This is a genomic window from Streptomyces sp. 184, assembly GCF_045781775.1.
Lineage (GTDB): Bacteria > Actinomycetota > Actinomycetes > Streptomycetales > Streptomycetaceae > Streptomyces.
Genome location: NZ_CP123230.1, coordinates 7,897,507 through 7,923,817 on the forward strand (window position 1 = coordinate 7,897,507; position 26,311 = coordinate 7,923,817).

The 26,311-nt window shown below is 70.3% G+C and carries 28 protein-coding genes, 1 tRNA gene and 1 other RNA gene; 14 read left to right on the forward strand and 16 right to left on the reverse strand.

All coding sequences use genetic code 11. The annotated features are described in order from the left end of the window. Positions 1-88 precede the first annotated feature (88 nt). The 4 genes from recR to ffs form a co-directional block, all read right to left on the reverse strand. The gene (gene recR / locus QBL21_RS33720; protein ID WP_407566009.1) at positions 89-688 is read right to left on the reverse strand and encodes a recombination mediator RecR; all 600 of its coding nucleotides are present in this window, start codon (positions 686-688) and stop codon (positions 89-91) included. Between the two features lie 176 nt (positions 689-864). Beyond that, positions 865-1,200, reverse strand: coding sequence for a YbaB/EbfC family nucleoid-associated protein (locus QBL21_RS33725; protein ID WP_027741379.1), 336 nt, complete (start codon positions 1,198-1,200; stop codon positions 865-867). 216 nt (positions 1,201-1,416) lie between these two features. Then, on the reverse strand, positions 1,417-3,759 hold the full coding sequence (locus tag QBL21_RS33730) for a DNA polymerase III subunit gamma and tau (RefSeq protein WP_407566010.1): 2,343 nt from the start codon (positions 3,757-3,759) through the stop codon (positions 1,417-1,419). Positions 3,760-3,829: 70 nt separating this feature from the next. Continuing rightward, positions 3,830-3,924: signal recognition particle sRNA small type (ffs, locus tag QBL21_RS33735), an RNA gene on the reverse strand. 72 nt (positions 3,925-3,996) lie between these two features. Between ffs and QBL21_RS33740 the strand changes: the two genes are divergently transcribed. Next, positions 3,997-4,081: transfer RNA gene (locus QBL21_RS33740), tRNA-Ser, on the forward strand. Here QBL21_RS33740 and QBL21_RS33745 read toward each other — a convergent pair. From QBL21_RS33745 to QBL21_RS33760, 4 genes are all read right to left on the reverse strand, one after another. Then, on the reverse strand, positions 4,055-4,486 hold the full coding sequence (locus QBL21_RS33745; RefSeq protein ID WP_407566011.1) for a tyrosine-type recombinase/integrase: 432 nt from the start codon (positions 4,484-4,486) through the stop codon (positions 4,055-4,057). The genes QBL21_RS33740 and QBL21_RS33745 overlap by 27 nt on opposite strands. Before the next feature lie 253 nt (positions 4,487-4,739). Continuing rightward, positions 4,740-4,934: a hypothetical protein gene (locus QBL21_RS33750; protein ID WP_407566012.1), complete on the reverse strand. Its 195-nt coding sequence runs from the start codon at positions 4,932-4,934 to the stop codon at positions 4,740-4,742. A 345-nt stretch (positions 4,935-5,279) separates the two neighbouring features. Further along, entirely contained in the window at positions 5,280-5,405 is a 126-nt protein-coding gene (locus tag QBL21_RS33755; RefSeq protein WP_407566013.1) for a hypothetical protein, read from the reverse strand. Further along, positions 5,399-5,611, reverse strand: a complete 213-nt coding sequence (locus QBL21_RS33760; RefSeq protein WP_407566014.1) for a LysR family transcriptional regulator — start codon at positions 5,609-5,611, stop codon at positions 5,399-5,401. The genes QBL21_RS33755 and QBL21_RS33760 overlap by 7 nt, the downstream gene beginning before the upstream one ends. 289 nt (positions 5,612-5,900) lie before the next feature. Here QBL21_RS33760 and QBL21_RS33765 point away from each other — a divergent pair, with 289 nt between their 5' ends. Next, a complete protein-coding gene (locus tag QBL21_RS33765) occupies positions 5,901-6,173 on the forward strand; it encodes a hypothetical protein (protein ID WP_407566015.1) in 273 nt (90 codons plus the stop codon). Positions 6,174-6,323: 150 nt separating this feature from the next. On the opposite strand, the gene QBL21_RS33770 is transcribed toward QBL21_RS33765, so the two are convergent. Beyond that, positions 6,324-7,592 (reverse strand): cation:proton antiporter, encoded by a 1,269-nt coding sequence (locus QBL21_RS33770; protein WP_407566016.1) that lies wholly within the window; start codon positions 7,590-7,592, stop codon positions 6,324-6,326. A gap of 495 nt (positions 7,593-8,087) precedes the next feature. Between QBL21_RS33770 and nhaA the strand changes: the two genes are divergently transcribed. After that, positions 8,088-9,392: a Na+/H+ antiporter NhaA gene (gene nhaA, locus QBL21_RS33775; protein WP_407566017.1), complete on the forward strand. Its 1,305-nt coding sequence runs from the start codon at positions 8,088-8,090 to the stop codon at positions 9,390-9,392. Between the two features lie 322 nt (positions 9,393-9,714). Here nhaA and QBL21_RS33780 read toward each other — a convergent pair whose 3' ends face one another. Next, positions 9,715-10,257, reverse strand: a complete 543-nt coding sequence (locus QBL21_RS33780; RefSeq protein ID WP_407566018.1) for a MarR family winged helix-turn-helix transcriptional regulator — start codon at positions 10,255-10,257, stop codon at positions 9,715-9,717. Between the two features lie 229 nt (positions 10,258-10,486). On the opposite strand from QBL21_RS33780, the gene QBL21_RS33785 reads away from it, so the two are divergent. After that, entirely contained in the window at positions 10,487-11,047 is a 561-nt protein-coding gene (locus QBL21_RS33785) for a hypothetical protein (protein WP_407566019.1), read from the forward strand. Positions 11,048-11,263: 216 nt separating this feature from the next. Beyond that, positions 11,264-12,274, forward strand: coding sequence for a PP2C family protein-serine/threonine phosphatase (locus QBL21_RS33790; RefSeq protein WP_407566653.1), 1,011 nt, complete (start codon positions 11,264-11,266; stop codon positions 12,272-12,274). Between the two features lie 433 nt (positions 12,275-12,707). Here QBL21_RS33790 and QBL21_RS33795 read toward each other — a convergent pair whose 3' ends face one another. Beyond that, positions 12,708-13,802 (reverse strand): sensor histidine kinase, encoded by a 1,095-nt coding sequence (locus QBL21_RS33795; protein WP_407566020.1) that lies wholly within the window; start codon positions 13,800-13,802, stop codon positions 12,708-12,710. 189 nt (positions 13,803-13,991) lie between these two features. On the opposite strand from QBL21_RS33795, the gene QBL21_RS33800 reads away from it, so the two are divergent. Then, positions 13,992-15,188: a lipid II:glycine glycyltransferase FemX gene (locus QBL21_RS33800; protein ID WP_407566021.1), complete on the forward strand. Its 1,197-nt coding sequence runs from the start codon at positions 13,992-13,994 to the stop codon at positions 15,186-15,188. After that, positions 15,185-15,667, forward strand: coding sequence for a GNAT family N-acetyltransferase (locus tag QBL21_RS33805; protein ID WP_407566022.1), 483 nt, complete (start codon positions 15,185-15,187; stop codon positions 15,665-15,667). The genes QBL21_RS33800 and QBL21_RS33805 overlap by 4 nt, the downstream gene beginning before the upstream one ends. Positions 15,668-15,736: 69 nt before the next feature. On the opposite strand, the gene murF is transcribed toward QBL21_RS33805, so the two are convergent. Continuing rightward, the gene (murF, locus tag QBL21_RS33810; RefSeq protein ID WP_407566654.1) at positions 15,737-17,080 is read right to left on the reverse strand and encodes a UDP-N-acetylmuramoyl-tripeptide--D-alanyl-D-alanine ligase; all 1,344 of its coding nucleotides are present in this window, start codon (positions 17,078-17,080) and stop codon (positions 15,737-15,739) included. A 274-nt stretch (positions 17,081-17,354) separates the two neighbouring features. Here murF and QBL21_RS33815 point away from each other — a divergent pair, with 274 nt between their 5' ends. The 3 genes from QBL21_RS33815 to vanX are packed head-to-tail and all read left to right on the forward strand — an operon-like array spanning position 17,355 to position 20,000. Further along, a complete protein-coding gene (locus tag QBL21_RS33815) occupies positions 17,355-18,362 on the forward strand; it encodes a D-isomer specific 2-hydroxyacid dehydrogenase family protein (RefSeq protein WP_407566023.1) in 1,008 nt (335 codons plus the stop codon). Continuing rightward, positions 18,355-19,395: a D-alanine--(R)-lactate ligase VanA-Sc gene (vanA-Sc, locus tag QBL21_RS33820; RefSeq protein ID WP_407566024.1), complete on the forward strand. Its 1,041-nt coding sequence runs from the start codon at positions 18,355-18,357 to the stop codon at positions 19,393-19,395. Before QBL21_RS33815 ends, vanA-Sc begins: the two co-directional genes overlap by 8 nt. Next, complete coding sequence (vanX, locus tag QBL21_RS33825; RefSeq protein ID WP_407566025.1) at positions 19,392-20,000, forward strand: D-Ala-D-Ala dipeptidase VanX; 609 nt, start codon at positions 19,392-19,394, stop codon at positions 19,998-20,000. Before vanA-Sc ends, vanX begins: the two co-directional genes overlap by 4 nt. Before the next feature lie 217 nt (positions 20,001-20,217). Here vanX and QBL21_RS33830 read toward each other — a convergent pair whose 3' ends face one another. Further along, complete coding sequence (locus QBL21_RS33830) at positions 20,218-21,573, reverse strand: NAD(P)-binding domain-containing protein (protein WP_407566026.1); 1,356 nt, start codon at positions 21,571-21,573, stop codon at positions 20,218-20,220. Positions 21,574-21,712: 139 nt separating this feature from the next. Here QBL21_RS33830 and QBL21_RS33835 point away from each other — a divergent pair, with 139 nt between their 5' ends. Next, positions 21,713-22,060 carry an ArsR/SmtB family transcription factor gene (locus QBL21_RS33835; protein WP_407566027.1) on the forward strand — a complete coding sequence of 116 codons (348 nt, stop codon included), beginning with the start codon at positions 21,713-21,715 and terminating at the stop codon, positions 22,058-22,060. Here QBL21_RS33835 and arsB read toward each other — a convergent pair. Together arsB and QBL21_RS33845 are read right to left on the reverse strand one after the other, a co-directional pair. Further along, positions 22,048-23,166 (reverse strand): ACR3 family arsenite efflux transporter, encoded by a 1,119-nt coding sequence (gene arsB / locus QBL21_RS33840; RefSeq protein ID WP_407566028.1) that lies wholly within the window; start codon positions 23,164-23,166, stop codon positions 22,048-22,050. The two genes, QBL21_RS33835 and arsB, sit on opposite strands and share 13 nt — an antisense overlap. 1 nt (position 23,167) lies before the next feature. Further along, positions 23,168-23,479: an ArsR/SmtB family transcription factor gene (locus QBL21_RS33845; protein ID WP_407566029.1), complete on the reverse strand. Its 312-nt coding sequence runs from the start codon at positions 23,477-23,479 to the stop codon at positions 23,168-23,170. A gap of 73 nt (positions 23,480-23,552) precedes the next feature. Here QBL21_RS33845 and QBL21_RS33850 point away from each other — a divergent pair, with 73 nt between their 5' ends. Continuing rightward, positions 23,553-23,984, forward strand: coding sequence for an arsenate reductase ArsC (locus tag QBL21_RS33850; protein ID WP_407566030.1), 432 nt, complete (start codon positions 23,553-23,555; stop codon positions 23,982-23,984). A gap of 84 nt (positions 23,985-24,068) precedes the next feature. Next, complete coding sequence (locus tag QBL21_RS33855; RefSeq protein WP_407566031.1) at positions 24,069-24,710, forward strand: superoxide dismutase; 642 nt, start codon at positions 24,069-24,071, stop codon at positions 24,708-24,710. 163 nt (positions 24,711-24,873) lie between these two features. Here QBL21_RS33855 and QBL21_RS33860 read toward each other — a convergent pair whose 3' ends face one another. Beyond that, positions 24,874-25,656 carry a TSUP family transporter gene (locus QBL21_RS33860; RefSeq protein ID WP_407566032.1) on the reverse strand — a complete coding sequence of 261 codons (783 nt, stop codon included), beginning with the start codon at positions 25,654-25,656 and terminating at the stop codon, positions 24,874-24,876. Between the two features lie 319 nt (positions 25,657-25,975). Between QBL21_RS33860 and QBL21_RS33865 the strand changes: the two genes are divergently transcribed. Then, positions 25,976-26,197 (forward strand): hypothetical protein, encoded by a 222-nt coding sequence (locus QBL21_RS33865; RefSeq protein WP_407566033.1) that lies wholly within the window; start codon positions 25,976-25,978, stop codon positions 26,195-26,197. The last annotated feature ends 114 nt before the right edge of the window (positions 26,198-26,311 follow it).

Sequence of the window (26,311 nt, forward strand, 5' to 3'; positions counted from 1 at the left end):
GGCGCCCCGCGCACCACCCGGCCGCGTGCGGCGGCCTGCCGGGCTGCTGGGCGCTGCGCCGGGATCCAGCCGGCGGGCATGTTCCGTTTCAGACATCGAGCAACCGCCTGCCTTCGAAGGCACGGCCGAGGGTGACCTCGTCCGCGTACTCCAGATCGCCCCCCACGGGCAGACCGCTGGCCAGCCGGGTCACCTTCAGCCCCATGGCCTTGACCATACGGGCCAGGTACGTGGCCGTGGCCTCGCCCTCGAGGTTGGGGTCGGTGGCGAGGATCAGCTCCGTGACGGCGCCGTCCGCGAGCCGGGCGAGCAGCTCCCGAATCCGCAGGTCGTCCGGGCCGACGCCCTCGATGGGGCTGATCGCGCCGCCGAGCACGTGGTACCGCCCGCGGAACTCACGGGTCCGCTCGACGGCCACGACGTCCTTCGGCTCCTCGACGACGCACAGGATGGCGGGGTCGCGCCGCGGGTCGGCGCAGATCCGGCAGTGCTCCTCCTGCGCGACGTTCCCGCAGACCGCACAGAACCGGACCTTCTCCTTCACTTCGGTCAGCGCATGCGCCAGCCGGCGGACGTCGGCGGGCTCGGCCTGGAGGATGTGGAAGGCGATGCGCTGCGCGCTCTTGGGACCGACGCCGGGCAGCCTGCCCAATTCGTCGATCAGCTCCTGGACCACGCCTTCGTACACGCAATGCCTCTCTCGTGTCCGCTCTCCTGCACCAAGCTAGCCGCTACCGCCGGGTTCAACCCGCCTCGGGGGTGGCGACCGGTTCCGGAACCCGGCAGATCCGGACGGCCGAGAACGACCTCACCGGAGGGTGCCCCGCGGGACCCTCCGGGACCCTCGGGGATCTCCGGGAGGGGTCAGAAGGGCAGCCCCGGCATCCCGCCGAGCCCCTGCGCGAGCGGCCCGAGCCGCTCCTGCTGCAACTGCTGCGCGGCGTTGTTCGCGTCCCGCACGGCGGCCACGACGAGGTCGGCAAGCGTCTCGGTGTCCTCCGGGTCGACGGCGCGCGGATCGATAACCAGACCGGTCAGCTCGCCGGAGCCGGTGACCGTGGCCTTCACGAGGCCGCCTCCCGCGCTCCCCTCGACCGGCGTCTCGGCCAGCTCCTGCTGGACGGAGGCGAGCTCCTGCTGCATCTTCTGGGCCTGCTGCAACAACTGCTGCATGTCGGGCTGGCCACCACCAGGCATCACGTCGCTCGCTCCTTGTCGCGCTGTGTCTACGTCGTCTACGAGTCGTCTACGAGGTCGTCGGTCGTGTGTCGGGCCGGTCGAGGCGAGCCTACGTTCTCTGCCGCCGCGCTGCCGTCCATCGCAGGGAGGACGCGCTCTTTCGGGCCTGCCCCGCGGGGAGTCGGCGCACCTCCCGCCGTCGTCATACTTCCGGAGTACGGGGCCGGGCGGACCGCCTCAGTCGTGGCGGATCTCCTCTATGACGGTGGCGCCCAGCTCGCGGACGATGAGGTCGTGGCCGGAGAGGGCGGTGTCGACGAGGTCGGGGTCGTCGTCGTCGGGGATGTCCTCCTCCAGCGGCGGCGGAGGCGGGCCGGGATCGGGCGGCGGCCCGGGGTCGGGGGGCGGGCCGCCGGAGCCTGCCGCGGGCCGGGGCTGCCGGGGAGGAGCGGGCGCCGGTACGGAGGGCGCGGGCGGAGTCTGTACGGACTGCCGCAACCCGGCGCCCCCGCCGAACCCGCCACCACCGCCGCCGGCCCCGGAACCGCCCGGCCCGCCGCCGCTGCCACCGCCCGGACCCCCACCGCCACCGGGCCCGGCCGCGGGACCGCCGCCGGCACCGCCGGTCGGGTCCACGATGGCCTCGACCTTCCACTGCACGTCGAACCGGTCCGCCAGCGCCTCGCGCAGCACCTCGTCACTGCCGCCGTTGACGAAGCTGTCCCGCGCGCCGACATTGGCGAAACCGAGCTGGAGAGTCCCCCCGTCGAACCCGGTGACCTGGGCGTTCTGGCTCAGCAGAATCCAGGTGAAGCGCCGCCGGTGCTTGACGGCCTCAAGGATGTCGGGCCACATCTGCCGCACGGAAGCGGCGCCCGCAACGCCACCCCCCTGCTGCGCGGGCACCCCCCCGGCCGTAGCAGCGGCAACACCGCCGCCACCGGCAGCGGCGGGCGCGGACGCAGCCGCAGGTGCAGATGCCGCCGCAGGAGCAGCTCCGGCGGCCGCAGGCGAAGACCCCGAGCCAGGCGCGGCCCCCGCCGCAGGCGCTACGCCCCCACCCCCGCCCCCGGGCCAGGCCCCGGGCCGACGGACGCCCCCGTCACCACCGGAAACCGGAGCCGGCGAAGAAACAGCCGCGGCAGCCCCGCCACCCTGGGAACCCCCGGACTCGGCAACGCCAGACCCGTCCCCGCCGACCTCGCCCCCACCGGACTCGGCAACAGCCCCACCGGCACCAGACGCGCCCCCGGGCGCAACCGGACCCTCCCGCTCGGCGGCGAGAGCCGCACGAGCAGCCCCGGCCCCGCCACCGCCGACAGGACCACCACCGCTGACCCCGTCCCCGACGTCGACACCTCCGGCGGGGGGCTGGTGGGCGTCAGGCCCGGGCACGTACCCCATGGTGGGCGGCCCTGAGGCGGCGTTGCGCTCCAGGCGGTCGAGGCGGGCCATGACCGAGCGCTCGTCCCCGTACGCACCGGGGAGCAGCACGCGCGCGCAGATCAGCTCAAGCTGGAGCCGCGGCGCGGTGGCGCCGCGCATCTCGGTCAGCCCCTCGTTGACGATGTCGGCGGCGCGGCTCAGCTCGGCGGCACCGAAGGTGTCGGCCTGGTGCCGCATCCGTTCCAGCACGTCCGTGGGAACGTCGATGAGCCCCTTGTCGCCGGCGTCGGGCACGGCGGCGAGGATCACGAGGTCCCGCAGCCGCTCCAGGAGGTCCGTGACGAACCGCCGCGGATCGTGCCCGCCCTCGATCACCTGCTCCACGACGGCGAACGCCGCCGACCCGTCGCCCGCCGCGAAGGCGTCGACGACGGAGTCGAGCAGAGCGTCGTCCGTATACCCGAGAAGGGCGGTGGCCATGGTGTACGTCACACCCTGCTCACCGGCGCCGGCGAGCAGTTGGTCCATGACGGACATCGAGTCCCGCACGGAGCCGGCCCCGGCCCGTACGACAAGGGGCAGCACCGGGTCCTCGACGGGGATCGACTCGACGCGGCAGACGTCGGCGAGGTAGTCGCGCAGGGTGCCGGGCGGGACGAGGCGGAAGGGATAGTGGTGCGTCCGGGACCGGATGGTCCCGATGACCTTCTCGGGCTCGGTCGTGGCGAAGATGAACTTCAGGTGCTCGGGCGGCTCCTCGACCACCTTCAGCAGGGCGTTGAACCCCGCGGAGGTGACCATGTGCGCCTCGTCGATGATGTAGATCTTGTACCGGCTGGCGGCCGGCCCGAAGAACGCCTTTTCGCGCAGCTCACGCGCGTCGTCCACACCGCCGTGCGACGCGGCGTCGATCTCGATGACGTCGATCGACCCCGGCCCGTTCCGCGCGAGGTCCAGGCACGACCGGCACTCCCCGCACGGCTCCGGCGTCGGCCCGCGCTCGCAGTTGAGACAGCGCGCAAGGATGCGCGCGCTGGTGGTCTTCCCACAGCCGCGTGGCCCGCTGAACAGATACGCGTGATTGACCCGCCCGTTCCGCAGCGCCTGCTGCAACGGGCCGGTCACGTGGTCCTGCCCGATGACCTCACCGAAGGTCTCGGGTCGGTAGCGGCGATAGAGAGCGAGCTGCGACACGACTACGACGATATCGGTGACGACCGACAACGGCGCCCACCCCGGGGAACACCCACCCCCACCCGCACAAAGAGGCGCCCCCCACGCACCCGCCAGAGCCCACCTACCCTTGCTGCCTTCCGGCCCTGGGGGAGTTCAGCGAGATAGCGCCGCGTGAGGGGCTAGCCCACCTTAACCGATCCCACCCCCTGCGAACGAGTTCGCGACCACCCCGCCCCGTCTTGTAGGGTTGCCCGCGGAGGATTCGCCTAGAGGCCTAGGGCGCACGCTTGGAAAGCGTGTTGGGTTCACACCCTCACGAGTTCGAATCTCGTATCCTCCGCACCCCGCCCGACCAGGCGAAACGAACCCCCCGCGGCATGCCGCCGGGGGGTTCGTCGTGGTTCGTAGTCCCATCAGTAGTCTCAACGGGGCGTTTCGGGCTCCCCCTGCCCACTTCGTCCGTGCCCTGCGCCACGTCCCAGACAAGCCCGCCGACGCGCTTGGCCACGTCCCCGAGGATGCCGCCGGTGACGTGCTGGTAGCGGGCCGCCATCGCGGTCGACGACCAGCCCATGATCTGCACCACGACCCGTTCCGGCATTCCCAGGATCAGCAGGACCGTGGCGGTGTGTCGGGCGTCGTGCAAGCGTCCATCACACACTCCGGCATCGGTGAGCAGTTGCTTCCAGGCGTCGTGGTCGTGCTGGGCACCAGCGGGTCCCCTGTCGGGGAGGTGGAGACGCATCCGCTCTCCTTCCACATCGACCCCGCCAGGGCACGCTCCCGCGCCTGTTCCTCGTGGTGCAGCTTGAAGAGCTCCACCAGTTCCTCGGGAAGTCCGATGACACGGCGGCCGGCGCGCGACTTCGTGTTGGCTGTGTCCTCGTTCCGACGCTGCCGCTGCGGGCAATACCCGGGCTTCCTGCCACGGTCACCACCGCAGCCATGCTTGTACTTGGGCACCAGCCGGTTCTTGCGCACACCTAGGAGTCCGTTCGTCAGATCCACGTCGGAGCTTCAAGGGCTTCTGCGAGTAGCCGGTGCACGTCCTCCACCTCGTAGGGTTCGATCTCCTCGTACCCGCTGTACGTGCTCTCGCGGACGGACGGTTTGGCGATCTCGTCCACCCAGTGCCGCAGCCACCCGGCCACCGTCCACGGCTTGCCGGGCTTGCGGAACCTGCCCCGCGTCACGCTGCTTCTCCAGGTCGCGGACCTTCTTGATGACCTCTGCTGCGTTCTTGCCCATCACGTGCCGGCGGGCGGGTTTGCCGCCGTCTCGTACGCCAACGGTGACCCGACCGTGCCAGTACCCGTCTGCGCCGAAGTAGATGGAGGATGTCCCGTCAGGGCGTTTGCTCGCGTCGGTTCCTCGTCCACAGGTCGCTCCGTCCTTGGGATATGCGTGAGAACGCGCGTGTGGGGCGGCATCCGTTCTGCGGATGCCGCCCCACTGGATCGGTCAGGCAGCTCGGTGTGCCATGCGCAGGCTTCGGCTGGCGCGGAGCGCATCCAGGTACTCCGCTGTGCTGGGCACCCTCAGGGCGCGCTTCCTCGCCTCCTCTCGGCGTTGTTCAGCTCCTCCGCCAGCACGCCCGCCTGCTCCCGGTCGGCGTTCAGGAACCGGCCAGCGGAGTGGCGGAAGTGCTTCTCGGCGATCAGCACGAGGCGTTCGGTGTCGTGCTCCGGGAGCCGGGCAACGACGCAGCGGCGCAGGAACTCCGCGCCACCAGCCGCACCCCCACGGCTCGCTCCAGACGCTGCACCTGCTGGCTGAGCGCCGACTGCACGGTGTACTCACGGGGCGCGGCCCGGCCGAAGTGCAACTCCTCGGAGGGCGTCACGAAATAGCGAAGCTGGCGCAGATCCACAGCCTGCCACCCCTCTACCCCCACTCCCCGAGCTTAGTTGCAGCCCTCTTCTACGGAACACGCGAGCAGTTCGCCGCGGCGGAGGGCGGCCACTTCACGGACCGCAGCAGTAGCCGGTGTCGCGGCATATTCGATGCGTCCGCGCACGGTGAGACCGGGGTACTGTTGTCGTACCGAGCGCGTCTTAGACGCAGCCATCCCTCCAGCGTCGCCCTCGGCGAACGACGAGGCCGTCGGCGCACCTTCCGTCAGGCCCCCGGGACCGATCAAGAGGACGGTTGTGCGGAGCATGTACTCCCAGGACGCGATCTCCGGCCGTCCTAGCGGCCGTTCAGCACCCACCGCCGAGATGAACTGGGGACTGGCCTGTGTGATCTGCGGCACCGACTACCGTCACGCCGCGGCTGCGAACGCGCGCGTGGTCTCCCATCGCGACGACAAGCAGCTGCTGGCCTGCCAGGGTGTGTGCGCACGAATGGCAAGCGGGTCCGTCACAGGTGTGGACGAGACGCCCGTCCCGCTGGCCGAGCGCGTGCGCAGGTACGGGGCCGACCGTTCCTGATCGGCATGCGGCGGGCATCGGACACCCGTCAATCAGCCGTGCAAGCAATTCTCTCAGCCGATACCACCCAGACAGTGCTTGAAAGGTCACGGCTTTGAGCATATGAAATCGGTGGCGAGGTGGAGTCCGGCCAGGTAGGTCAGGGCGTGTCTACGGGCGAGTGCCGGGCTCGGCATGTTGGCTTCTGCGTTCCATACGGCTGATCGCCGGTGCCGCCATGGCGCCGTGCAGTGCCACCGATCCCACTACGGTGAAGGTCACCACGGCCCACAGTTCGCGCTCCAGCCCGCTGAAGGGATTCTGCCCCAGCGCATAGGACAGGTAGAAAAGCGAGCCGATCCCGCGGATACCGAACGACGCTACGACAACGCGCTCCGGTCGCCCCATTGGGCTCTTCACCTGAGCCAGCCACCCGGTGAGAGGCCGGACGACCAGTAGCACCAGGACACCGACGGCCGCCCCTTTCAGGGTCAGGGCAGACAAGGCGCCGGTGGCGAGGTATCCGCCGAGCAGAAACAGCAGAATAGCGGTGAGCAACCGCTCGATCTGCTCAGTGAACTCATGCAGAACGTTGTGGTAGCCGTGGCTGCGCTCGGCGGCACGGACAGCGCAAGCGGTGACGAAGACGGACAGGAATCCATAGCCGTGGAGCACCTCGGCGATCCCGTAGGACAAAAAGGTGGCCCCCAGCGCCACGAAGCCCTCCATGTGCTCGGACAGCCGCAGCACCGGCGGCTTCGCACGGAAGAACATCCATCCCAGCAACCAGCCGACGGCCGCACCCACGACCAGCCCGACGGCACACTTGCCCAGCACGTCCGTCAGGGCCCAACGTCCGATCCACTCCGTCGACCAGCCGGTGCCCGCCGCCGCAGCGAGAGCAATGGCCGCATAGACGAACGGAAAGGCGAGGCCGTCGTTCAGCCCCGCCTCACTGGTGAGAGCGAACTGCGCATCGGCCTCCTCATGCTCGGTGCCCAGCGGCTCCCCCACCCGCACCTCCCCGGCCAGCACCGGATCGGTGGGCGCGAGCACAGCGCCCAGCAGCAGGGCGACGGCGGGCGGCCAATCCAGCAGACCCCAGGCCAGCACAGCGACGGCCGCCACCGTCAGCGGCATCGTGACGCCCAGCAACCGCCAGGTACTGGACCACCTTCGAAGGCCAAAGGGCCGGTCAATGGCGAGCCCCGCACCCATCAGCGACACGATCACACACACCTCGGTGGTGTGCTCGACCCACAGGCGGTCCTGTACGGGGTCCACCGCCGGCACGGGCAGCGGCAGCAACTGGATGAGCACGCCTGCGGCCAGGAAGATCATCGGCAGGGAGAACGGCCGCTTGGAAACAACCCGAGGCAGCACGGCCGCCGCGAGCGCCCCGATGCCCAGGCAGAGATAGACCACATCCGAAAACGTCACTGCGTACTCCTGCCACCGCGCGCGTTGAGTCTCACCAGCCACGCGTGTACCCACCGGCTCGCACCTGTCCTGGAGTGCTCTTCCGCCACCGCACTGGCCGCGGTAGGAACCAAGTAGGCCCAACGCGGTATGAAGGTCACCATCGTCGGCCGCAGAGGAGGCCCGTCCCCGGGTCTGAACGTCCATCGAGCGACGATCGTCCTCACGACGAGAGGACGCGCCGCCAGGACGTCGGGAAGCGGCGGCTTCCAGCGTAGGAACCCGCCGGTAACGCGTGTGGTCGGACGGGGTGGGGTCGCAACGTGCAGCAGTCCCTGTGGACGACCGGGCCCGGGTATCCACCGGCAGTCGAACTCCGCCACCGATGACTCAGCGTGTTCGGGCATGTGGGATAAGGTGCTGGCAATGCGCCGGGGCGCAGGGTGTGCCGGGAAGTCTGGTCGGCGGTCCGAGGGCCTACGCGCCCGTGATCGGCTCCCTGGAGGTTACGCCGCTGTGGCCGACACGCCGCGTTCCCGTTCTTCGTTCCTCGGTGTGCTGCCGTGGCCCGAGCGGCAGGCGGTCGCCCGGGCGCTTCGTACGGAGACGCTCGGTGGGCTGGTGCTGCTGGTCGCCGCGCTGGTGGCACTGGTGTGGGCCAACAGTCCGCTCAGCCACGTTTACGAAGAGGTCCGCGGCTTCCACTTCGGTGTCTCCGGGCTGGGGCTGGACCTGTCGGTGCAGCACTGGACCGCGGATGGTCTGCTCGCGGTGTTCTTCCTGGTCGCCGGCATCGAGCTGAAGCGGGAACTGGTCGTCGGGGAACTGCGCACGCCCGCGACGGCGGCGCTGCCGGTCGTGGCGGCGCTGTGCGGCATGGCCGTGCCGGCCGCCGTCTACGTCACCGCAGCGGCCTTCCGGGGCGGCGACCTTGTCGGGTGGGCGGTGCCGATGGCCACCGACATCGCCTTCGCCCTGGCCGTCCTCGCGGTGATCAGCACGCATCTGCCGACCGCCCTGCGGGCCTTCCTGCTGACGCTGGCGGTCGTCGACGACCTCGGGGCCATCCTCGTGATCGCCTTGTTCTACACGTCCGACCTCAACCTTCCCGCCCTGGCAGGAGCCATTGCCGGACTCGCCGTCTTCTACCTGCTGCAGCGGCTGCGGGTAACGGGCTGGTGGTGGTACGTGCCGCTGGGCGCGGTGACCTGGGCGCTGATGTACAACGGCGGAATCCACGCCACCGTCGCCGGCGTGGCGATGGGCCTGATCCTGCGCGCCACACGTGACGAAGGCGAGAAGTCCTCGCCCGGCGAGCGCACCGGACACCTGCTGCATCCCTTCTCCGCCACCGTCGCCGTGCCGCTCTTCGCCCTCTTCGCCGCCGGGATCAGCGTGTCCCCCACCGCCCTGGGGGAGGTCTTCACTCGGCCGGAGGCCCTGGGCGTGGTCCTGGGGCTGGTTCTGGGCAAGACCCTGGGGATCTTCATCGGCACGTATCTCGCCGCCCGCTTCACCCGCGCCCAGCTCAACCCGAACCTCGCCTGGGCCGACGTCCTGGCGCTCGCGGCGCTGGGCGGCATCGGGTTCACCGTCTCGCTGCTCATCGGCGATCTCGCCTTCTCCGGCTCCGCACTGGGCGAGGAGGTCAAAGCGGCCGTCCTCGTAGGGTCCGTCCTCGCCGCACTGCTGGCCACGGTGCTGCTGCGCCGGCGTAACCGTGTCTACCGGCGCCTGTACGAGGAGGAGAACACCGACGCCGACCACGACGGCATCCCGGACATCTACCAGCGCAACACCACCGACGACGCGGGTCCATAGCCGAGGAGAGAACTGCGCCTCCGGTACCACAGGCCCGCATCGGCTGCTTCGCCGGGAACGGGACCGGGACCTTCTTCCCTACGGATGTCCTGCGCCCTCGTGAAGCAGGGTACGTACGGGTGTTCTACAGCTCGTCAGCGTATGGATGATGAGTGACGCGGCGCGGGCGGGCCGGGCGGGTCGGGCGTGAGGGCAGTGTCCACCGTGAGGTGGAGGCGGGTGCCGCCGTCTGCCTCGCCAGTGGCATAGCTGCGTTGCTCGGTGTCGGCGGTCAAGGTCTGGCCGCCGGGCCGAAGGTCCGCCCACGCGATCTTCTGCCGGGTCAACGTCCGCAGCCAGGTCTGCGCGGAGGGGCGGGTTCGGCCCACCCCAGAGGGTAGGGCGGCGGTGTGGGGGTTTCCGCGTCCCGCTCGCCGCCGGCGTCGGTGAAAGCGGTGAGGGCTGCGACCAGCGCTTCGCGCTGTTGTGGAGCCATCCGCTCGACGACCGCGGCGATCTCATCACGCCGCCGCGCCGTGACCTCGTCAACAATGCGCAGTCCCGCCGGAGTCAATCGCAGTACGGTCTCCCGGCGATCGCTGGGGTTGACCTGCCGCGAGATGAGTCCGGCAGTGATGAGCCTGTCCACCATGCGCATCGCGGTCGACGGATTGACCCCCAATTGCTGGGCGAGCGCGACCAGCTTGACCGAGCCGTGCGTCGACAGCACCACGAGCATCCGGAACTGCGCCAGGGTGACGGTCCCCTCGACGGCCGCCAGTGACCGGGCGGCGACGGCGACGAGCACACGCGAGGCGGTGAGGACCGCGCGCGTTACGGCGTCGATGTCGTCCGCGTCCGCGAGCAGGTCTGCGGGCTCGGCCATGAACCACTTCTACCCCGGCAGGCCCTCGCGAGCACACCCTTGACAAGTTTTGCATAGTGCAAAGAATGTGATGGAGGGGTGGAGCATGGCTGAGCGGCACGTCAGCGACTCCCTGGGCCCCGCATTCCGCGGGAGGGCCCAGGGCTCCCCCGGGCGTCTTCGGGACATGCTGGTGGGGCCCGCCCCGTTCTCCGGCCGTCCGCCTCACTGGCTGCGGATACAGAGCGCGGTGTTCGTGTTCGTCGCGACCGTCGCCCTGGTGGGTCTCGGCGCGGTGAGCGCGTACAGCCGGGCCGAGCCGTTCCGAGACGGGTCGGCGGGCATCGTACTGGTGCTGGCCTTCGCCCTCTCCTTGCTGGTCATCAGGGTCGGCCGGCTGTTCGTGATCGCGGTGGCGACAGTCGGTATCCCGGTGGCTGCACTGACGCCCCAGCTGGCGGGACAGCTCGTGCTGGACAACCGTGGCGTTCAGCTCTCCGCGGAAGTGGCCGCGGTGGCACCTGCGGCAGACCGGCCGGGGAAGACGACGCAGTACTGCTCAGTCAACGAGGTTCCGGGCTCGTACGCTCCGGTCTGGATCTGGCGCGGATGCACCTCGGCAACCACCCCGGGAGATCAGATCTCCGTGGTCTACGACCCGATGGGCATCGTGCGACCGCGCGGAATCGAGGAGACCCCCTTCTCGCGGCAGGTCGTCAAGTACATCGGGTCGGTCTTCTGCTTCCTGGCCATCTCCTACACCGCGGTGATGCGCTCCTATCCGGTCCGCCCGCCTCCTCAGTACCGCTGAGGGTCGAGTGACGTTCCGGGCAGGAGATCACTGCGGATCCATAACGGCGGTGGGGGGTGCGGTGAGGCGAAGACGCGGCGTGTCTAACGTGACGGGTGATGTTCGTCGTGGGGCGCCGGGCGATTCCTCACGGGAGAGGAATCCGTGAACAAGCCGCAGAGATTCAGGCCGACCTCGCCCTTCCGCGGTGTGTTGTCCGTACTGCCCTACGCCGTCATGGCGGTCGTCGCGGCCGTGGACACGTCGGCCGGCCCGGAGGTCGGCTACCTGCCGCTGGTGTCCCTGGGCCCCGCGTTCGCCGGCCTGGTGGGCGGGTGGCGGCGCACCGTGCTGATCGGGGCGCTGGCGCTGCTGCTCTGCGCCGCACTCGGCCAGTACAACGGGCTGCTCGGTGACCGCCGCGGGTACACCGCGATGTTCTCGGTGGTCGGGGTCACCGCAGCCGGCCTCGTGGCCGTACGGATGCGACAGGCGCGAGAAGCGGAGCTGGCCAGTGTGCGCTCGATCGCCGAGGCGGCCCAGCGTGTGCTGCTGCGGCCGGTGCCGCTGGCCGCCGGAAAGCTGCGGATCGCGCTCTCGTACACCTCCGCGGTCGCCGACGCCAGGATCGGAGGCGACCTGTACGAGGTCGTGACGTCACCAGTGGGTGTACGAGTGATCGTCGGCGATGTACAGGGCAAGGGGCTGGAAGCGGTGGAGACCGCGGCGGTGGTGCTCGGCGCTTTCCGCGAGGCGGCGTACGACGAACCGGACCTCCAGGCGGTCGGCGAGCGTGTGGAACGGGCACTGGACCGTCAACTGCCGTCCGAGAAGTTCGTCACCGCGATCATGGCGGAGATCGGCGACGAGTCAGCCGTGACCCTGCTCAATTACGGGCACCCCGCGCCACTTGCGGTCCGGGCCGACGGCAAGGCTCGTCTGCTGGAGCCGCTCGCACGCGCACTGCCCCTCGGCCTCGGGGTACACGGCACCGCACCGCCCCAACCGCAGGTGCACCCCTTCGGCCCCGGCGATCAGGTCCTCTTCTACACGGACGGCGTCACCGAGGCACGCAACGAACAAGGAGCCTTCTACCCCCTCACCGAGTGCGCCGCGCTCCTGAGGGACGCCGATGCCGACACCGCGCTGGCGGCCGTTCGCCAAAGCCTTGTGGACCACGTACGCGGCCCCCTCCAGGACGACGCCGCCATGCTGCTCCTGCGCTACCGCGAGGAGGGTGCCTCATGACGGGCGTCCCAGCAGGCCGCCCCCGACCCGCCTCCGCGTCATCGGCAGTGCGGTCCCGTCACACCCGTGCCGCACAGGACAACGGGCTGCCTGACCGGAGGTGACAGGGGCGGGCTTGGTCTCGGTTCTGGTCTCGTTCACTGCCGTCCGGCACGGTCTGCCGAACGCTCACCGCCGCTTTCAGCCGCAGGTCAGGACGCCGTAGTCCGCCCGCGGACCCACGCGCGGCGAATGGGAAAGCGTGTTGGGTTCACACCCTCACGAGTTCGAATCTCGTATCCTCCGCACCCCGCCTGGCCAGGCAAAACGAGGCCCCGCACCGGCACGCCGCTGCGGGGCCTCGCTGGTGCCGGGAGACGGCGTGGGGCTGACCGGGCTGTCGGGCCGGGGGCGGTGACGTTGCCGGGTGGGGGGCCCGGCATACCCGGGGTCGTCATCTACCGGGGGGCGGGGTTGGCGGTGGTAGTTCCACGGTGGTGCGGAGGCCGCCGGCGGGGCGTGGGGTGAGGGCGAGGGTGCCGCCGTGGGCGTGGGTGATGGTTTCGACGATGGCCAGGCCGAGGCCGACGCCCGCGTGGTGGGTGTGGGTGCGTTCGGTGCCGCGCTGGAACGGTTCGGTCAGCGTCGAGGCGAGATGTGGGGAGATTTCTTCGCCCGTGTTCTCGACGGTGAGCACCACACCGGTGGGGCGGTTGCTGGTGCGCACCCAGACGGTTCCCTGTGCGGGCAGGTTGTGGACGATCGCGTTGTGCACGAGGTTCGTGGTCAGTTGCAGCAGGAGCGCTTGCGACCCGAAAGCCGGGGCGATATCGCCAGAGGTCTCGATGGTGACACCGTGTTCCTCGGCGAGCGGGAGCAGTGTCTCGGTGGCCTCTTCCGCGAGTAGGGACAGGTCGACGTGTTCGCGGGTGAAGGACCTCTGTCCGGCGCGACTGAGCACGAGCAGCGCCTCGGTGAGGTCGATCGCGCGCGTGTTGACGCTGCGAAGGCGGTCGACGAGTTTGCCGGGCTCTTGTGTCGGGTCGTTGTGGGCCACGTCGAGGAGCGACTTCGAGATCGCGAGCGGCGTGCGCAGTTCGTGCGAGGCGTTGGCCGCAAACCTCTGCTGTGCGGCGACGTGGGCTTCGAGCCGGGCGAGCATCGTGTCGAAGGTGTCGGCGAGTTCGCGGAACTCGTCCCTGCGGCCCGGCAACCGGATCCGGTGCGAGAGCGATCCGTTCGTGGCCATGCGGGTGGCGTCGGTGATGCGGGACAGAGGAGCGAGCATGCGGCCGGCGAGGATCCATCCCCCCAGGAGGCCGAATACCAGGAGAAAGACCATTACCGCGGCTGCCACGGGGGCGAATCCGCGCACGAATTCGGTGCCCGGGGTTGCTCTCCAGGCCCCCTCTTCTGTGGTTCGCAACCACCCCTGCCGCAGGAGAAACACGCCGATGGCGGAGACCAGCAAGGCGCCGGCGAGCATGAGGAATCCCGCGTAGCTGAGGGTGAGTTTGACGCGAACGCTCAGACCGGGCTGCCTATGCACGGTCCCCTCCGGAGGTCACCGGGCAGGGCCCGTACTCAACGGTCAAAACGTGCATGCGGGTCATGCTACGAGTCGGCGCATATCGTCCACGTATCGGAACCGCACCCGATGCTACCTGCCGGTAGCATGTCGTCGGCATATCGAAAACCACATACGTGCCGGCAACACCGCGCCCTCTTGGCTGGCCGCATGTCCTCCAGCGAGCCGGGTCGAACCGCGCATCACCACTGGCCGAGGGTCTCGGGCGGGAGCCTGGACGTCCGGCCGATCACCGCCGCCGAGCACCTGGCGTTCGTACGGAAACAGCGGTCGGTCAGCTTCCTTCAGACCCCGGCGTGGGGCCGCGTCAAGACCGAGTGGCGCAGCGAGTCCCTCGGTTGGTACGACGGCCGGGAGCTGGTCGGTGCCGGGCTCGTCCTGCACCGCCCGGTGCCGAAGCTCGACCGCTTCACGCTGGCCTACCTGCCCGAGGGCCCGGCCGTCGACTGGGCCGGCGAGATCGACGCGTGGCTCGACCCGCTGGCCGCCTACCTCAGGGAGCACGGCGCGTTCGCGATCCGGCTCGGCCCTCCGGTGCGTACCCACACCTGGAGCTCCGGCCAGGTCAAGGAGGGCATCGCCGACCCGGGCAGCAAGCGGCTCACCGAGCTGTCCGAGAGCTGGGCGGACCCGGTCGGCGCCCGCGTGACCGGCCGGCTCCGGGCCGCCGGCTGGCTGCCGCAGAGCCCCGAGGACGGCTTCGGGACCGGGCATCCGCAGTTCAAGTACGAGATCCCGCTGGCCGGCAGGACCGAGGACGACCTGCTCGGGGGCATGAACCAGCTCTGGCGCCGCAACATCAAGAAGGCGGCCAGGGCCGGTGTCGAGGTCACGGTCGGCGAGGGCCCCGGGGATCTGAAGGCGTTCCACGACCTGTACGCCCACACCGCCGAGCGCGACCGCTTCACACCGCGGCCGCTGGGCTACTTCGAGACCATGTTCGCGGCGCTCGGCGCCGAGGACCCCGAGCGCATCAGGCTCTACCTGGCCCGCCACCGGGGCGACCTCGTCGCCGCCGCCGTCCTGGTACGTGTCGGAGCCCACGCGGTGTACGCGTACGGCGCCTCCTCCACCGCCAACCGCGAGGTGCGCGGCTCCAACGCCTGCCAGTGGGCGATGATCCGCGACTCGCTGGCGGCCGGCTGCGACGTCTACGACCTGCGCGGCATCACCCCCACCCTGGACGCCGACGACCCGCACGTCGGGCTGATCCAGTTCAAGGCCGGCACCGGCGGCCGGGCGGTGCGGTACGTCGGCGAGTGGGATCTGCCGCTGCGGCCGATGGTCTACCGGGCGTTCGACCTCTATCTGAGGCGGCGCGAGTCCGTCAGGCGGCGGGCGCGATGAGCGTGACGGTCCGGTCGGCACGCCGCGCCGACGCCTCGGCCGTCAGCGAGCTGCTTGCCCAACTGGGCTATCCGCAGGGCGGCCGGGCGGCGACGGCGAGCCGAATCCGGGCCTGGGCCGAGGACCCGTCCGGCGCGGTCTATGTGGCCGACGCCGACGGCGGCTTGCTCGGGGTCATCGCCGTCCACGTGTGCCCGTTCTTCGAACGTGACGGCTCCTGGGGGCGGATCGTAGCCCTCGTGGTCTCCGATCGCGCGCGCGGCCGTGGCGTCGGATCGCAACTCGTCGCCGCCGCGGAAGCCTTCGCCGCCACGCGCGGATGCCTCCGCATGGAGGTCACCAGTGGGAATCGTCGGCGCGCCGCGCACGATTTCTACCGGAGCCGCGGGTACGTCGGCGAAGCCGGGAAGTCGTCCCGGTTCCTGCGGGACCTGCCCCGCGCCGACGACGGCCCGTGCCGACTCCTGCCGGAGCACTGACACATGGCGGGGAGCGAGGAGGACTACGGCCGGCAGCACGGCGAAGCGGTCCCCGGCTTGCCCGCCCGGCTACGTGAGCGCGGCTGCGACCTCGTCGAGGCACGCCCCGCGGGAGGCCTTGACGAGCACCACGTCGCCGGCGGCGAGGTTGCCGCGCAGCCAGTCGACGGCGGCGGCGTTGTCGGCCAGCGCCACTGCCCGCTCTCCCGAGCCGTCGGCGATCGGGCGGGCGGCCGTGCCGACCGTGACCACCAGGTCGGCCCGGGAGGCGGCGTACGCGCCGACGGCGCGGTGCTCGGCCTCGCTCTCCTCGCCCAGTTCGAGCATCTCGCCGAGGACGGCGATGCGGCGCCTGCCCTCGACCGCCGCCAGCGCGTCCAGGGCGGCGCGGGTGGAGTCGGGGTTGGCGTTGTACGAGTCGTTGAGCAGCGTCGCGCCGCCGGCGAGGCGGCGCAGTTCCATGCGCCACCGTGACAACGACGCGGTGGCCAGCGCCGATGCGGCAACGTCGAGGGGGAGTCCGGCCGCCAGTCCCGCCGCCGCGGCGGCGGAGGCGTTCAGCGCCTGGTGGGCGCCCACGAGCGGCAGCGTGACGGGAGCCGAGGCGTCGGCGGTACGCAGGGTGAAGGACGGCCGGCCGCATTCGTCCAGCGCCAGGTCGAGCACCCGTACGTCGGCATGCTCCGCCCGTCCGAAGGTCACCACCGGGCCGTCGGTGAGCGAGCGCATCGCGACGACTCGCGGATCGTCGGCGTTGAGGACGGCGGTGCCGCCGGGCGCCAGCCCTCGTACCAGCTCGCCCTTGGCCTCGGCGATGGCCCCGCGCGAGCCGAACTCGCCGAGGTGGGCCTGGCCGACGTTGAGGACGACGGCGATGTCGGGCGCGACCAGGCCGGTGAGCGCGGCGATGTCGCCGACGCGGCGGGCGCCCATCTCCAGGACGAGGAACCGGGTGCCCATGTCGGCGCGCAGCATGGTCAGCGGCACCCCGAGCTCGTTGTTGAGCGAGCCGATCGTGGCGGTCGTCGGCGCGGTGCCCGAAAGCACGGCCGCCAGCAGGTCCTTGGTGCCGGTCTTGCCCTGCGAGCCGGTCAGTCCGAAGACGGTCAGCCCGCGCCGCAGCCGGGCCACGACGTGGGCGGCGAGCGCCTGAAGCGCCGCCTGGACGTCCTCGACGACGACGGTGGGCAGCGGCGTGGCCCGGGAACCGAGCACGGCGACCACGCCGGCGCGGCCGGCCTGCCCGGCGTAGTCGTGGCCGTCGACGCGCTCACCGGCGACGGCGACGAAGAGGCCGCCCGGCTCGGCCTGCCGGCCGTCGAGCACGGCGGGAGCGGTCACCGTCACGGCGCCGTCGCCCTCGACGGTCCCGCCGACGACCGCGGCGATCTCGCGGAGACTGAGCGGGATCACGCCCGCGCGGCGCGGGAGCCGGGGAGCGGGGGCGAGGCCGGAGAGGTAGAGGTAGGAAGAGGCTGGTTCGCTGTGGGTCACGCCTGAAGTCAATGCGGCGTGGTGTTGCCGGCGCGTATACGTTTTTCGATATGCCGACGATATGCTGCCGGCCCGTAGAGCGGGGACGGGTTGCGTGTTACCTTTCGGCGCGCCCTTACCAGGCGGTAACGTATCGTCAGTATATCGAGATCCGCATACGCACCGGCAACACCGCATCTCCTTGACTGTAGGCATGACCTACAGCGAACCAGCACGAGCGGCGGCCCGGACCGCCGTGACGACGGGAATCACCGTCTATGGCTGCGGGCGCGACGAGGCAAGGCTGCTCCGAGAGCTGGCGCCCCGCTTCGGCGTGGTGCCGACCATCACAGCGGCGGCGGTATCCGAAGCCAATATCGAGCTGGCCTTCGGAAACCGATGCATCAGCGTCGACCACAAGACCCGGATCACAAAGTCCACTCTTCTTGCGCTCAGCCAAGCGGGCGTCGCCTATGTATCCACCAGAAGCATCGGCTGCAACCATATCGACGTAGGGTACGCGGAGAGCGTCGGCATTTCCGTCGGAAACGTCACCTATTCGCCCGACAGCGTGGCCGACTACACCCTGATGCTCATGCTGATGGCGGTGCGGCATGCTAAATCCACCCTCCGTCGTGCAGATGTCCACGATTACAGGCTGCATGAGGTGCGCGGGAGGGAACTGCGCGATCTGAGCATCGGGGTCGTGGGGACAGGGCGCATCGGTGCAGCAGTCATGAATCGCCTACGGGGCTTCGGCTGCCGAGTCCTTGCCTACGACGTCCGTCCCGCCACCGCCGCCGACTACGTGCCTCTCGACGAACTGCTGCGGCGGAGCGACATCGTCACGCTCCACACGCCGCTCACCTCGGAAACACACCACCTTCTCGATCGTCGACGCATCGAGCAGATGAAGCACGGCGCCTTCGTCATCAACACCGGACGCGGCGCACTGCTCGACACCGAGGCACTGCTTCCAGCACTGGCGGGCGGCAGATTGGGAGGTGCGGCGCTGGACGTCCTCGAAGGCGAGGAAGGGATCTTCTACACCGATCGCAGAAACAAACCCATCGGGAGCGGGCCGCTGGTGCGGCTCCAGGAGATGCCGAACGTGCTCATCAGTCCGCACACCGCGTACTACACGGACCACGCCCTGAGCGACGCGGTCGAGAACTCCCTGACCAACTGCCTGGAATTCGAAAGCAGGAATCGGCATGAGTAGGCTGAAGGTCGGCATCATATTCGGCGGCCATTCCGAAGAGCATCCCATCTCCGTGAAGTCCGCGCAGGAAGTCGCCCGGAACCTCGATCTCGAAAAGTACCAGCCGTACTACATCGGGATCACGGAGAGCGGCGCCTGGAAGCTCTGCGACGGTCCCGGCCCGGACTGGGAGAAGGGCAACTGCCGTCCGGCGCTGCTGTCACCGGACCGAAGCGTACGCGGGGTGCTCGTCCTGGAGCAGGGCCGGTACGGAACGATCAACCTGGACGTCGTACTGCCCGTTCTCCACGGAAAACTCGGCGAGGACGGCGCGATGCAGGGCCTGCTGGAGCTGGCCGGCATCCCCTACGTGGGCTGCGATGTCCAGACCTCTGCCCTCTGCATGGACAAATCCCTCACCTACGGCGTCGTCCGGAGCGCAGGAATCGCCACGCCGAATTTCTGGACCGTCACGGCAGACGAGGATGCCGCCCCGGACCGGCTGACGTATCCCGTCTTCGTCAAGCCGGCCCGTTCCGGCTCGTCTTTCGGCGTCAGCAAGGTGTCCCGGCCGGCGGAACTGCCGAGTGCGGTCAAGAGTGCACGGCAGTACGACTCGAAGGTCCTGATCGAGGAGGCGGTGGTCGGCAGCGAGGTCGGGTGTGCCATCCTGGGCAACGATCCGGATCTGGTCGCCGGCGAGGTGGATCGCATCGCCCTTTCGCACGGCTTCTTCAAGATCCACCAGGAGGAGGACCCCGAAAGCGGTTCCGAGAATTCCACCTTCATCGTACCCGCCGACATTTCGGCGGAGTCGCGCTCGCTTGTCCAGGAGACGGCAAAGAACGTATACCGCATCCTGGGATGCAGCGGGCTGTCACGGGTTGACATGTTCCTCACGGAGGATGGAAAAGTAGTCCTCAACGAGGTCAACACCTTTCCCGGCATGACCTCCTACAGCCGTTATCCGCGCATGATGGCGGCGGCGGGTTTGCCGCTCTCCCAGGTGATCGACCGGCTGGTGTTCTCGGCATTGGCAGCCGAATCCCGATGAACGACGACTTCGCCTTTGTCGACGAGCTTGTACCCGGAATACGATGGGATGCCAAGTACGCCACCTGGGACAACTTCACCGGCAAGCCCGTGGACGGCTACCTGGCCAATCGAATCGTCGGCACGAGAGCATTGTGCACGGCCCTCGGCAGGGTGCAAGAAAAGGCAGAGTCCCGTGGATTCGGCGTGCTGCTCTGGGACGGCTACCGTCCGCAACGTGCAGTGGACTGCTTCCTGCGCTGGTCGGAGCAGCCGGAGGACGGGCGCACGAAGCAACGACACTATCCGAACATCGGCAGAGCCGAGATGTTCGAGCGGGGGTACGTCGCCGCCAGGTCGGGCCACAGCCGGGGCAGCACCGTCGACCTCACGCTCTACCACCTGGACACCGGCGAACTCGCCCGCATGGGGGGCGACCACGACCTGATGGATCCCCTTTCACACCATGGGACACCTGGGATCACGCAGTGCGAGGCGAGAAACCGGGACTCCCTCCGTTCCCTCATGGAGGCTTGCGACTTCAGCTCCTACGAGTGCGAGTGGTGGCATTACACCCTGAACGGAGAGCCCTACCCGGACACCTATTTCGACTTTGCCATTGCCTAGGGGTGCCCGGCGGATGGGTGGGTCGTTCTGGGCTGGTGTGTGGAGCACCGAGACGGATTGACGGGCAGTGGACATCAGCAGCAAGGCGGACCCTTCGACGGTCCGTCCGCCAGGCGATCGGCCGGCAGAAGTCGCATCCTCCGCACCCTGCCTGACCAGGTAATACGAGGCCCCCGCTCCGGCACTGCGCTGCGGGGGCCTCGTCGTGGTGGTGGAGTCAGCGGTTTTCGGTGGGGGTGATCTGGAGGAGACCGGTGGTTGCGGGGGTGCAGCAGCCTTCGGATTGCGTGGTTTCGGCCGGTGCGGTGTCTGCTCCGGTGGTCAGGCCCGAGCCGCCGCAGACGCCTGTTTCGGGGAGGGTCAGCTCGACGCGGGCGGCGGCTTCGTGGTCGCCGGCGAGGGCCGCGGCGATCGAGCGGACCTGTTCGAAGCCGGTCAGTGCGAGGAAGGTCGGGGCGCGGCCGTAGGACTTCATGCCGGCGAGGTAGACGTCCGGTTCGGGGTGGGACAGTTCGGTGGCGCCGTGGGGGTAGACGGTGCCGCAGGAGTGGACGTTGGGGTCGATCAGGGGGGCGAGTGCGACGGGGGCCTGGAGGCGTTCGTCCAGGGCGAGGCGCAGTTCGGCGAGGTAGGTGAGGTCGGGGCGCAGGCCGGTCAGGGCGATGACCTCGTCCACGGGGTCGCTGCGGCGGCCGTCCTCGGCGACGAGGACGAGGCGGTCGCCGGCGCGTTCGACGGCCGCGGTGCGGAAGCCGGTCACGGCCGTGGCGTTGCCGTCGTCGACCGCGGCCTTGGCGGCGAGGCCGAGGGCGCCGCGGGCGGGGAGTTGGTCCGCCTGGCCGCCGCCGTACGTGTTCGTGCCGATGCCGCGGCGCACTATCCACAGGGTGTGGGTGCCGGGGGCCTCGCCGGAGAGGTCGGCGAGTGCGGCCAGGGCGGTGAAGGCGGAGGCGCCGGAGCCGACGACGGCGGTGGTCCTGCCCGCGTAGCGGGCGCGTACGGCCGGGTCGGCCAGGTCGGGGATGCGGTAGGTGATGCGGTCGGCGGCGGCGCGCTCGCCGAGCGCGGGCAGGCCGTCGGCGCCCAGCGGGCCGGGGGTGGCCCAGGTGCCGGAGGCGTCGATGACGGCGCGTACGAGGGTGCGCTCCTCGGCGCCGTCGGCTCGTACGGCGTGCACCGTGAAGGGCTGGGCGTCGCGGTCGGTGTCGACGACGCGGTCGCGGCCGGCGCGCGCGACGCCGGTGACCGTGGTGGCGTAGCGGACGCGGTCGCCGAGGGCGTCGGCGAGCGGCTGGAGGTAGTGCTCCGCCCATTCGCCGCCTGTCGGGTACGCGGTCTCCTCGGGCCTGGTCCAGCCGGTGGGGGCGAGGAGCTTTTCCGCCGCTGGGTCGGTCAGCTCCGCCCAGGTGGAGAAGAGCCGTACGTGCGCCCATCCGCGTACGGCGGTGGCGGCGGTCGGTCCCGCCTCCAGCACGAGCGGTTCGATGCCGCGGTCGAGGAGGTGGGCGGCGGCGGCCAGGCCGATCGGCCCGGCTCCGATCACGGCTACGGGAAGATCCTTCGCGGTGTCCATGGCGGCTGGCTCCTCGATCTCTCTGATTCGATTCTCATCGATGCTTACGTGCCGCCAGCATTACATCTGATTCGATGAGCGTCAACATAGATGTCTGTCGAATCACCTTGGTTGATTCGATCTGTGTGAACATAGACGTATGTCTAACCTCAAGACGGTGCTGCCCGTGGCCCCGTGCTGTCCGCCGCTGACCGAGCGGCCCCTGACGGCCGACGAGGCGGTGCGGACCGCCGCCATGTTCAAGGCGCTGTCCGATCCGGTGCGGCTGCGGCTGTTCTCCCTGGTCGCCTCGCACGACGGCGGCGAGGCGTGCGTGTGCGACATCTCCGACGTCGGCGTCTCGCAGCCCACCGTGAGCCACCACCTGAAGAAGCTCAAGGAGGCCGGCCTGCTCACCTCCGAGCGCCGCGGCACCTGGGTCTTCTACCGCGTCGAGCCGTCCGTCCTCGCCGCCCTGGGGCAGACGCTGCGCCCTTACGGGGTCTGACCCGTACCGGAGAGCGCGGCCTTCGTACCGGCTGCGCCTGCCGTGAACCTCCTGCGCCAGGCCAGCGACACGTACACCAGCGCTACGAGCACCGGGACCTCGATGAGCGGGCCGACGACCCCCGAGAGTGCCTGGCCCGAGGTGACGCCGAAGGTGGCGATGGCGACCGCGATGGCGAGTTCGAAGTTGTTGCCCGCGGCGGTGAACGCGAGCGTGGCGGTGCGGTCGTAGGCCAGGCCGATGGCCTTGCCGAGGGCGAAGGTGCCGAACCACATCACCGCGAAGTACACCAGCAGCGGCAGCGCGATCCGGACCACGTCCAGCGGCTGCGACGTGATCGTCTCGCCCTGGAGGGCGAAGAGGAGCACGATCGTGAAGAGCAGCCCGTACAGCGCCCACGGGCCGATACGCGGCAGGAACCGGGACTCGTAGATCTCGCGCCCCAGCTTCCGCTCGCCGATGCGGCGGGTGAGGAAGCCCGCGAGCAGGGGGACGCCGAGGAAGATGACCACGTTCAGCGCGATCTTCCACATGGAGATGTCCAGGCGCTCGCCCTCTCCCAGGCCGAGCCGGCCCGGCAGCAGGTCGAGGTAGAACCAGCCCAGGAGGCCGAAGGCCAGCACCTGGAAGACGGAGTTCAGCGCCACCAGGACGGCGGCGGCCTCGCGGTCGCCGCAGGCCAGGTCGTTCCAGATGACGACCATCGCGATGCAGCGGGCGAGCCCGACGATGATCAGGCCGGTGCGGTACTCGGGCAGGTCCGGCAGGAAGATCCAGGCCAGGGCGAACATCACCGCGGGCCCGACGATCCAGTTGACCGCGAGGGAGGCGGTCATCAGCTTCCGGTCGCCGGTGACGGCCTCCAGGCGGTCGTAGCGGACCTTGGCCAGCACCGGGTACATCATGATCAGCAGGCCGAGGGCGATGGGCAGGGAGATGCCGCCGGCCTCCACCTTCGCCAGCGCGCCGTCCAGGCCCGGGACGGCCCGCCCCAGGCCGAGGCCGGCGGCCATGGCCAGCAGGATCCACACCGCGAGGAAGCGGTCGAGCGTCGAGAGCTTCCCGACGACGGAGTCGTCCGCGCCGGTGTCGAGGCCGGCCGCCATGTCAGCAGGCCCGCTTACGGTCCGCCTCGACCGTGGCGCGGGCGGTCGCGGCCAGGTCGGTGAACCCGCCGGCCAGCGCCTCCAGCACCGCGGGGCGGAGCTTGTAGTACGTGAAGCGACCGCACGGCTCGGTCTCCACCAGTCCGGCCTCGCGCAGGACGCGCAGGTGGTTGGAGAGGTTGGTCTGCCGCGCGCCCGTCTCCGCCACGAGGTGCGTGGTGCACAGCGTCTCCGCGGCCAGCAGCTCGACGATCCGCAGCCGGAGCGGGTCCCCCAGCGCACGGATCACTTCAGCATCGACTGATGTCAGCATGGGCTGATACTGTCACATCAGGCAGCACTGATGCGACCCCCCACCGCCGTGTGACCCGAGAGACGAGACCGCGATGCCCTCCAAGCCTTCCGTCCTGTTCGTCTGCGTCCACAACGCCGGCCGGAGCCAGATGGCCGCCGCCTGGCTCACCCACCTCGCCGGCGACCGCGTCGAGGTCCGCTCCGCCGGCTCGGCCCCGGCCGACGCCGTCAACCCCGCCGTGGTCGAGGCGATGCGCGAGGCCGGCATCGACATCGCCCACGAGCAGCCCAAGGTCCTTACCGCCGACGCGGTGCAGGCATCCGACGTCGTCATCACCATGGGCTGCGGCGACGCCTGCCCGGTCTTCCCCGGCAAGACCTACCTCGACTGGAAACTGGACGACCCCGCAGGCCAGGGCGTCGCCGCCGTACGCCCCATCCGCGACGAGATCCGCGGGCGCGTCGAGGCGCTCATCGCCGGCATCGCCGGCATCGCCGCGGAGGGCGACACAGAGCGGTCCTAGGACCAATGCCTGATCGGGCGCCCCTCCTCTTGCTGCTAGCGTGCAACTGCGAATGAGTTGCAATTACGTCGGAGGATGTTGAACATGGCGCTGTACACGCTCCCCGAACTTCCGTACGACTACGCGGCGCTGGCCCCGGTGATCAGCCCGGAGATCATCGAGCTGCACCACGACAAGCACCACGCGGCGTACGTCAAGGGCGCGAACGACACCCTGGAGCAGCTCGCCGAGGTGCGGGACAAGGGGCAGTGGGGCCCGATCAACGGCCTGGAGAAGAGCCTGGCCTTCCACCTCTCCGGGCACATCCTGCACAGCATCTACTGGCACAACATGACCGGCGACGGCGGCGGCGAGCCGCTGGACAAGGACGGCGTCGGCGAGCTGGCGGACGCCATCGCCGAGTCCTTCGGCTCCTTCGCCAACTTCAAGGCACAGCTCTCGAAGGCGTCCGCGACCACCCAGGGCTCCGGCTGGGGCGTCCTGGCGTACGAGCCGCTCAGCGGCCGGCTCATCGTCGAGCAGGTCTACGACCACCAGGGCAACATCGGCCAGGGCTCCACCCCCATCCTCGTCTTCGACGCCTGGGAGCACGCCTTCTACCTCCAGTACCGCAACCAGAAGGTCGACTTCATCGACGCCATGTGGGAGGTCGTCAACTGGCAGGACGTGGCCCGGCGCTACACCGCCGCCAAGGGCAACGGCGACAGCCTGCTGCTCGCGCCGTGACACCGACACCCCGGCACACCCGCACGTCCTGCTCGTGATCGTCTTCCAACCGTCACCGGGCAGGCGGCACACCGAAGGGCCCCCGCGCGTCGGATACGCGCGGGGGCCCTTCGTCTCGTCGTACGCGGGGGCGACACAGGCCGCCGGGCCGGCCGGCGCCCGTTCAGCCGGCGGCCTGCGCCGCGTAGAAGGCGCCGACCGCGGCGGCCAGTCCGCCCAGCAGCAGCCGGAGGGCCTTCTCCGGTACGTGGACCTGCACCCGGGCGCCGCAGTAGCCGCCGATCAGCCCGCCCAGCCCGCAGGCGACGCCCAGGGACCAGTCCGGCGCGATGTCCTCGCCCCCGGTGAAGGCCAGCAGCGCGTACGTACCGGCCCCGACCAGCGACGTCAGGAACGTGGCGGCGAGCGCGGCCGGCGCGACCCGGGCGACGGACATGCCCCGGCCGACCAGGATCGGCCCGAGGAGGGAGCCGCCGCCGATGCCGTAGATCCCGCCGACCGCCCCGACCACCAGCGCGAGCCCGGTGACGGCACGCGGCGACGGCTCGGCCGGCGACCGCGCGGCGCCGGGGCGGAGCGTACGGACGGCGAGCCAGGCGCCGAGCGGCAGCAGCAGGACGGCGACCAGGACCCGGAAGACCCCGGCCCCGGGCACGGCGAAGACGCGGACGACGGCACCGACGACGACACCGGGCACGCTCCCGGCGACCAGCCGGCGGGCCAGCGGCCCGTACAGCAGCCCGTCCCGGCGGTAGCGCAGCAGGGCGCCCGGGCCGGCGACGACGTTGTAGAGGAGGTTGGTGGGGGTGACGGCCGGGCTGGGCACACCCAGCACGCTCAACTGGACCGGCAGCAGGAAGACGGCGCCGGAGACCCCGACCGGCGCGGTGACGAACGCGATCACCACCCCGGCGGCGAACCCGAGCCCTCCCGCCGACCAGTCCACGTCAACTCCTCGTCCGCACACCGCCACGCTGACGGTGGGTACGAGTGGTGATTGTCACCCACCTCTCCGCGCGGGTCTCCCGGCGGCCCCGTGCCCCCGCGGGACCCGCAGGAGGCTGCCGCGCGGGGCGCAAATCGCCCGGTTCCACCGCGGATCCGGGGCTCTGCCGCAGGTGCGGGACACCGCCCCCGGCCGCCGCTCCGGCCCCGGTCACCGCCGGGCGGGCGGGTGCGGGGGACGGCCCCGCACGATACGGATTGCAAACGGATCGCGTACGAATGGCACGCCGACCGCTTCCGCGCCCCATACTGGGCTTCCGATGAAAAAAGCATCCGCGCCCCGGCGCCACCTGCCCACCAGCCCCTTCAAGGCGCCCGTCGTCCCCGCGGCCAAGAGCTTCGCGCCCGGCGACCGGGTCACACACGACCGGTACGGCCTGGGCACGATCGTGGCCGCCGAGGAAGGCGTCGCGATGCTCGTCGACTTCGGCTCGCGCCAGGTCCGGGTCACCGCCCCGTACGACCACATGGAGAAGCTCTGACGACGGGCCGCGCCCCGCGCCCGCCCGGCACCCGGCCGCCACACGGCGGCTCCGGGTGACGCATGCACCGCACGTGCCGCAGGGCACCGTCCTGCGCCCTGCGGCGCGGTCCGG

Excerpts from the sequence above, each read along its gene's own strand:
- QBL21_RS33835 (WP_407566027.1), top strand. The coding sequence starts at position 21,713 with ATGTCTAACCTCAAGACGGTGCTGCCCGTGGCCCCGTGCTGTCCGCCG.
- QBL21_RS33800 (WP_407566021.1), top strand. The coding sequence starts at position 13,992 with ATGTCCTCCAGCGAGCCGGGTCGAACCGCGCATCACCACTGGCCGAGG.
- vanA-Sc (WP_407566024.1), top strand. The coding sequence starts at position 18,355 with ATGAGTAGGCTGAAGGTCGGCATCATATTCGGCGGCCATTCCGAAGAG.
- QBL21_RS33805 (WP_407566022.1), top strand. The coding sequence starts at position 15,185 with ATGAGCGTGACGGTCCGGTCGGCACGCCGCGCCGACGCCTCGGCCGTC.
- QBL21_RS33745 (WP_407566011.1), bottom strand. The coding sequence starts at position 4,486 with ATGCGTCTCCACCTCCCCGACAGGGGACCCGCTGGTGCCCAGCACGAC.
- QBL21_RS33855 (WP_407566031.1), top strand. The coding sequence starts at position 24,069 with ATGGCGCTGTACACGCTCCCCGAACTTCCGTACGACTACGCGGCGCTG.
- QBL21_RS33845 (WP_407566029.1), bottom strand. The coding sequence starts at position 23,479 with ATGCTGACATCAGTCGATGCTGAAGTGATCCGTGCGCTGGGGGACCCG.
- QBL21_RS33850 (WP_407566030.1), top strand. The coding sequence starts at position 23,553 with ATGCCCTCCAAGCCTTCCGTCCTGTTCGTCTGCGTCCACAACGCCGGC.
- QBL21_RS33790 (WP_407566653.1), top strand. The coding sequence starts at position 11,264 with ATGGCGGTCGTCGCGGCCGTGGACACGTCGGCCGGCCCGGAGGTCGGC.
- vanX (WP_407566025.1), top strand. The coding sequence starts at position 19,392 with ATGAACGACGACTTCGCCTTTGTCGACGAGCTTGTACCCGGAATACGA.
- QBL21_RS33765 (WP_407566015.1), top strand. The coding sequence starts at position 5,901 with ATGTACTCCCAGGACGCGATCTCCGGCCGTCCTAGCGGCCGTTCAGCA.
- QBL21_RS33780 (WP_407566018.1), bottom strand. The coding sequence starts at position 10,257 with ATGGCCGAGCCCGCAGACCTGCTCGCGGACGCGGACGACATCGACGCC.
- QBL21_RS33830 (WP_407566026.1), bottom strand. The coding sequence starts at position 21,573 with ATGGACACCGCGAAGGATCTTCCCGTAGCCGTGATCGGAGCCGGGCCG.
- QBL21_RS33815 (WP_407566023.1), top strand. The coding sequence starts at position 17,355 with ATGACCTACAGCGAACCAGCACGAGCGGCGGCCCGGACCGCCGTGACG.
- QBL21_RS33865 (WP_407566033.1), top strand. The coding sequence starts at position 25,976 with ATGAAAAAAGCATCCGCGCCCCGGCGCCACCTGCCCACCAGCCCCTTC.
- arsB (WP_407566028.1), bottom strand. The coding sequence starts at position 23,166 with ATGGCGGCCGGCCTCGACACCGGCGCGGACGACTCCGTCGTCGGGAAG.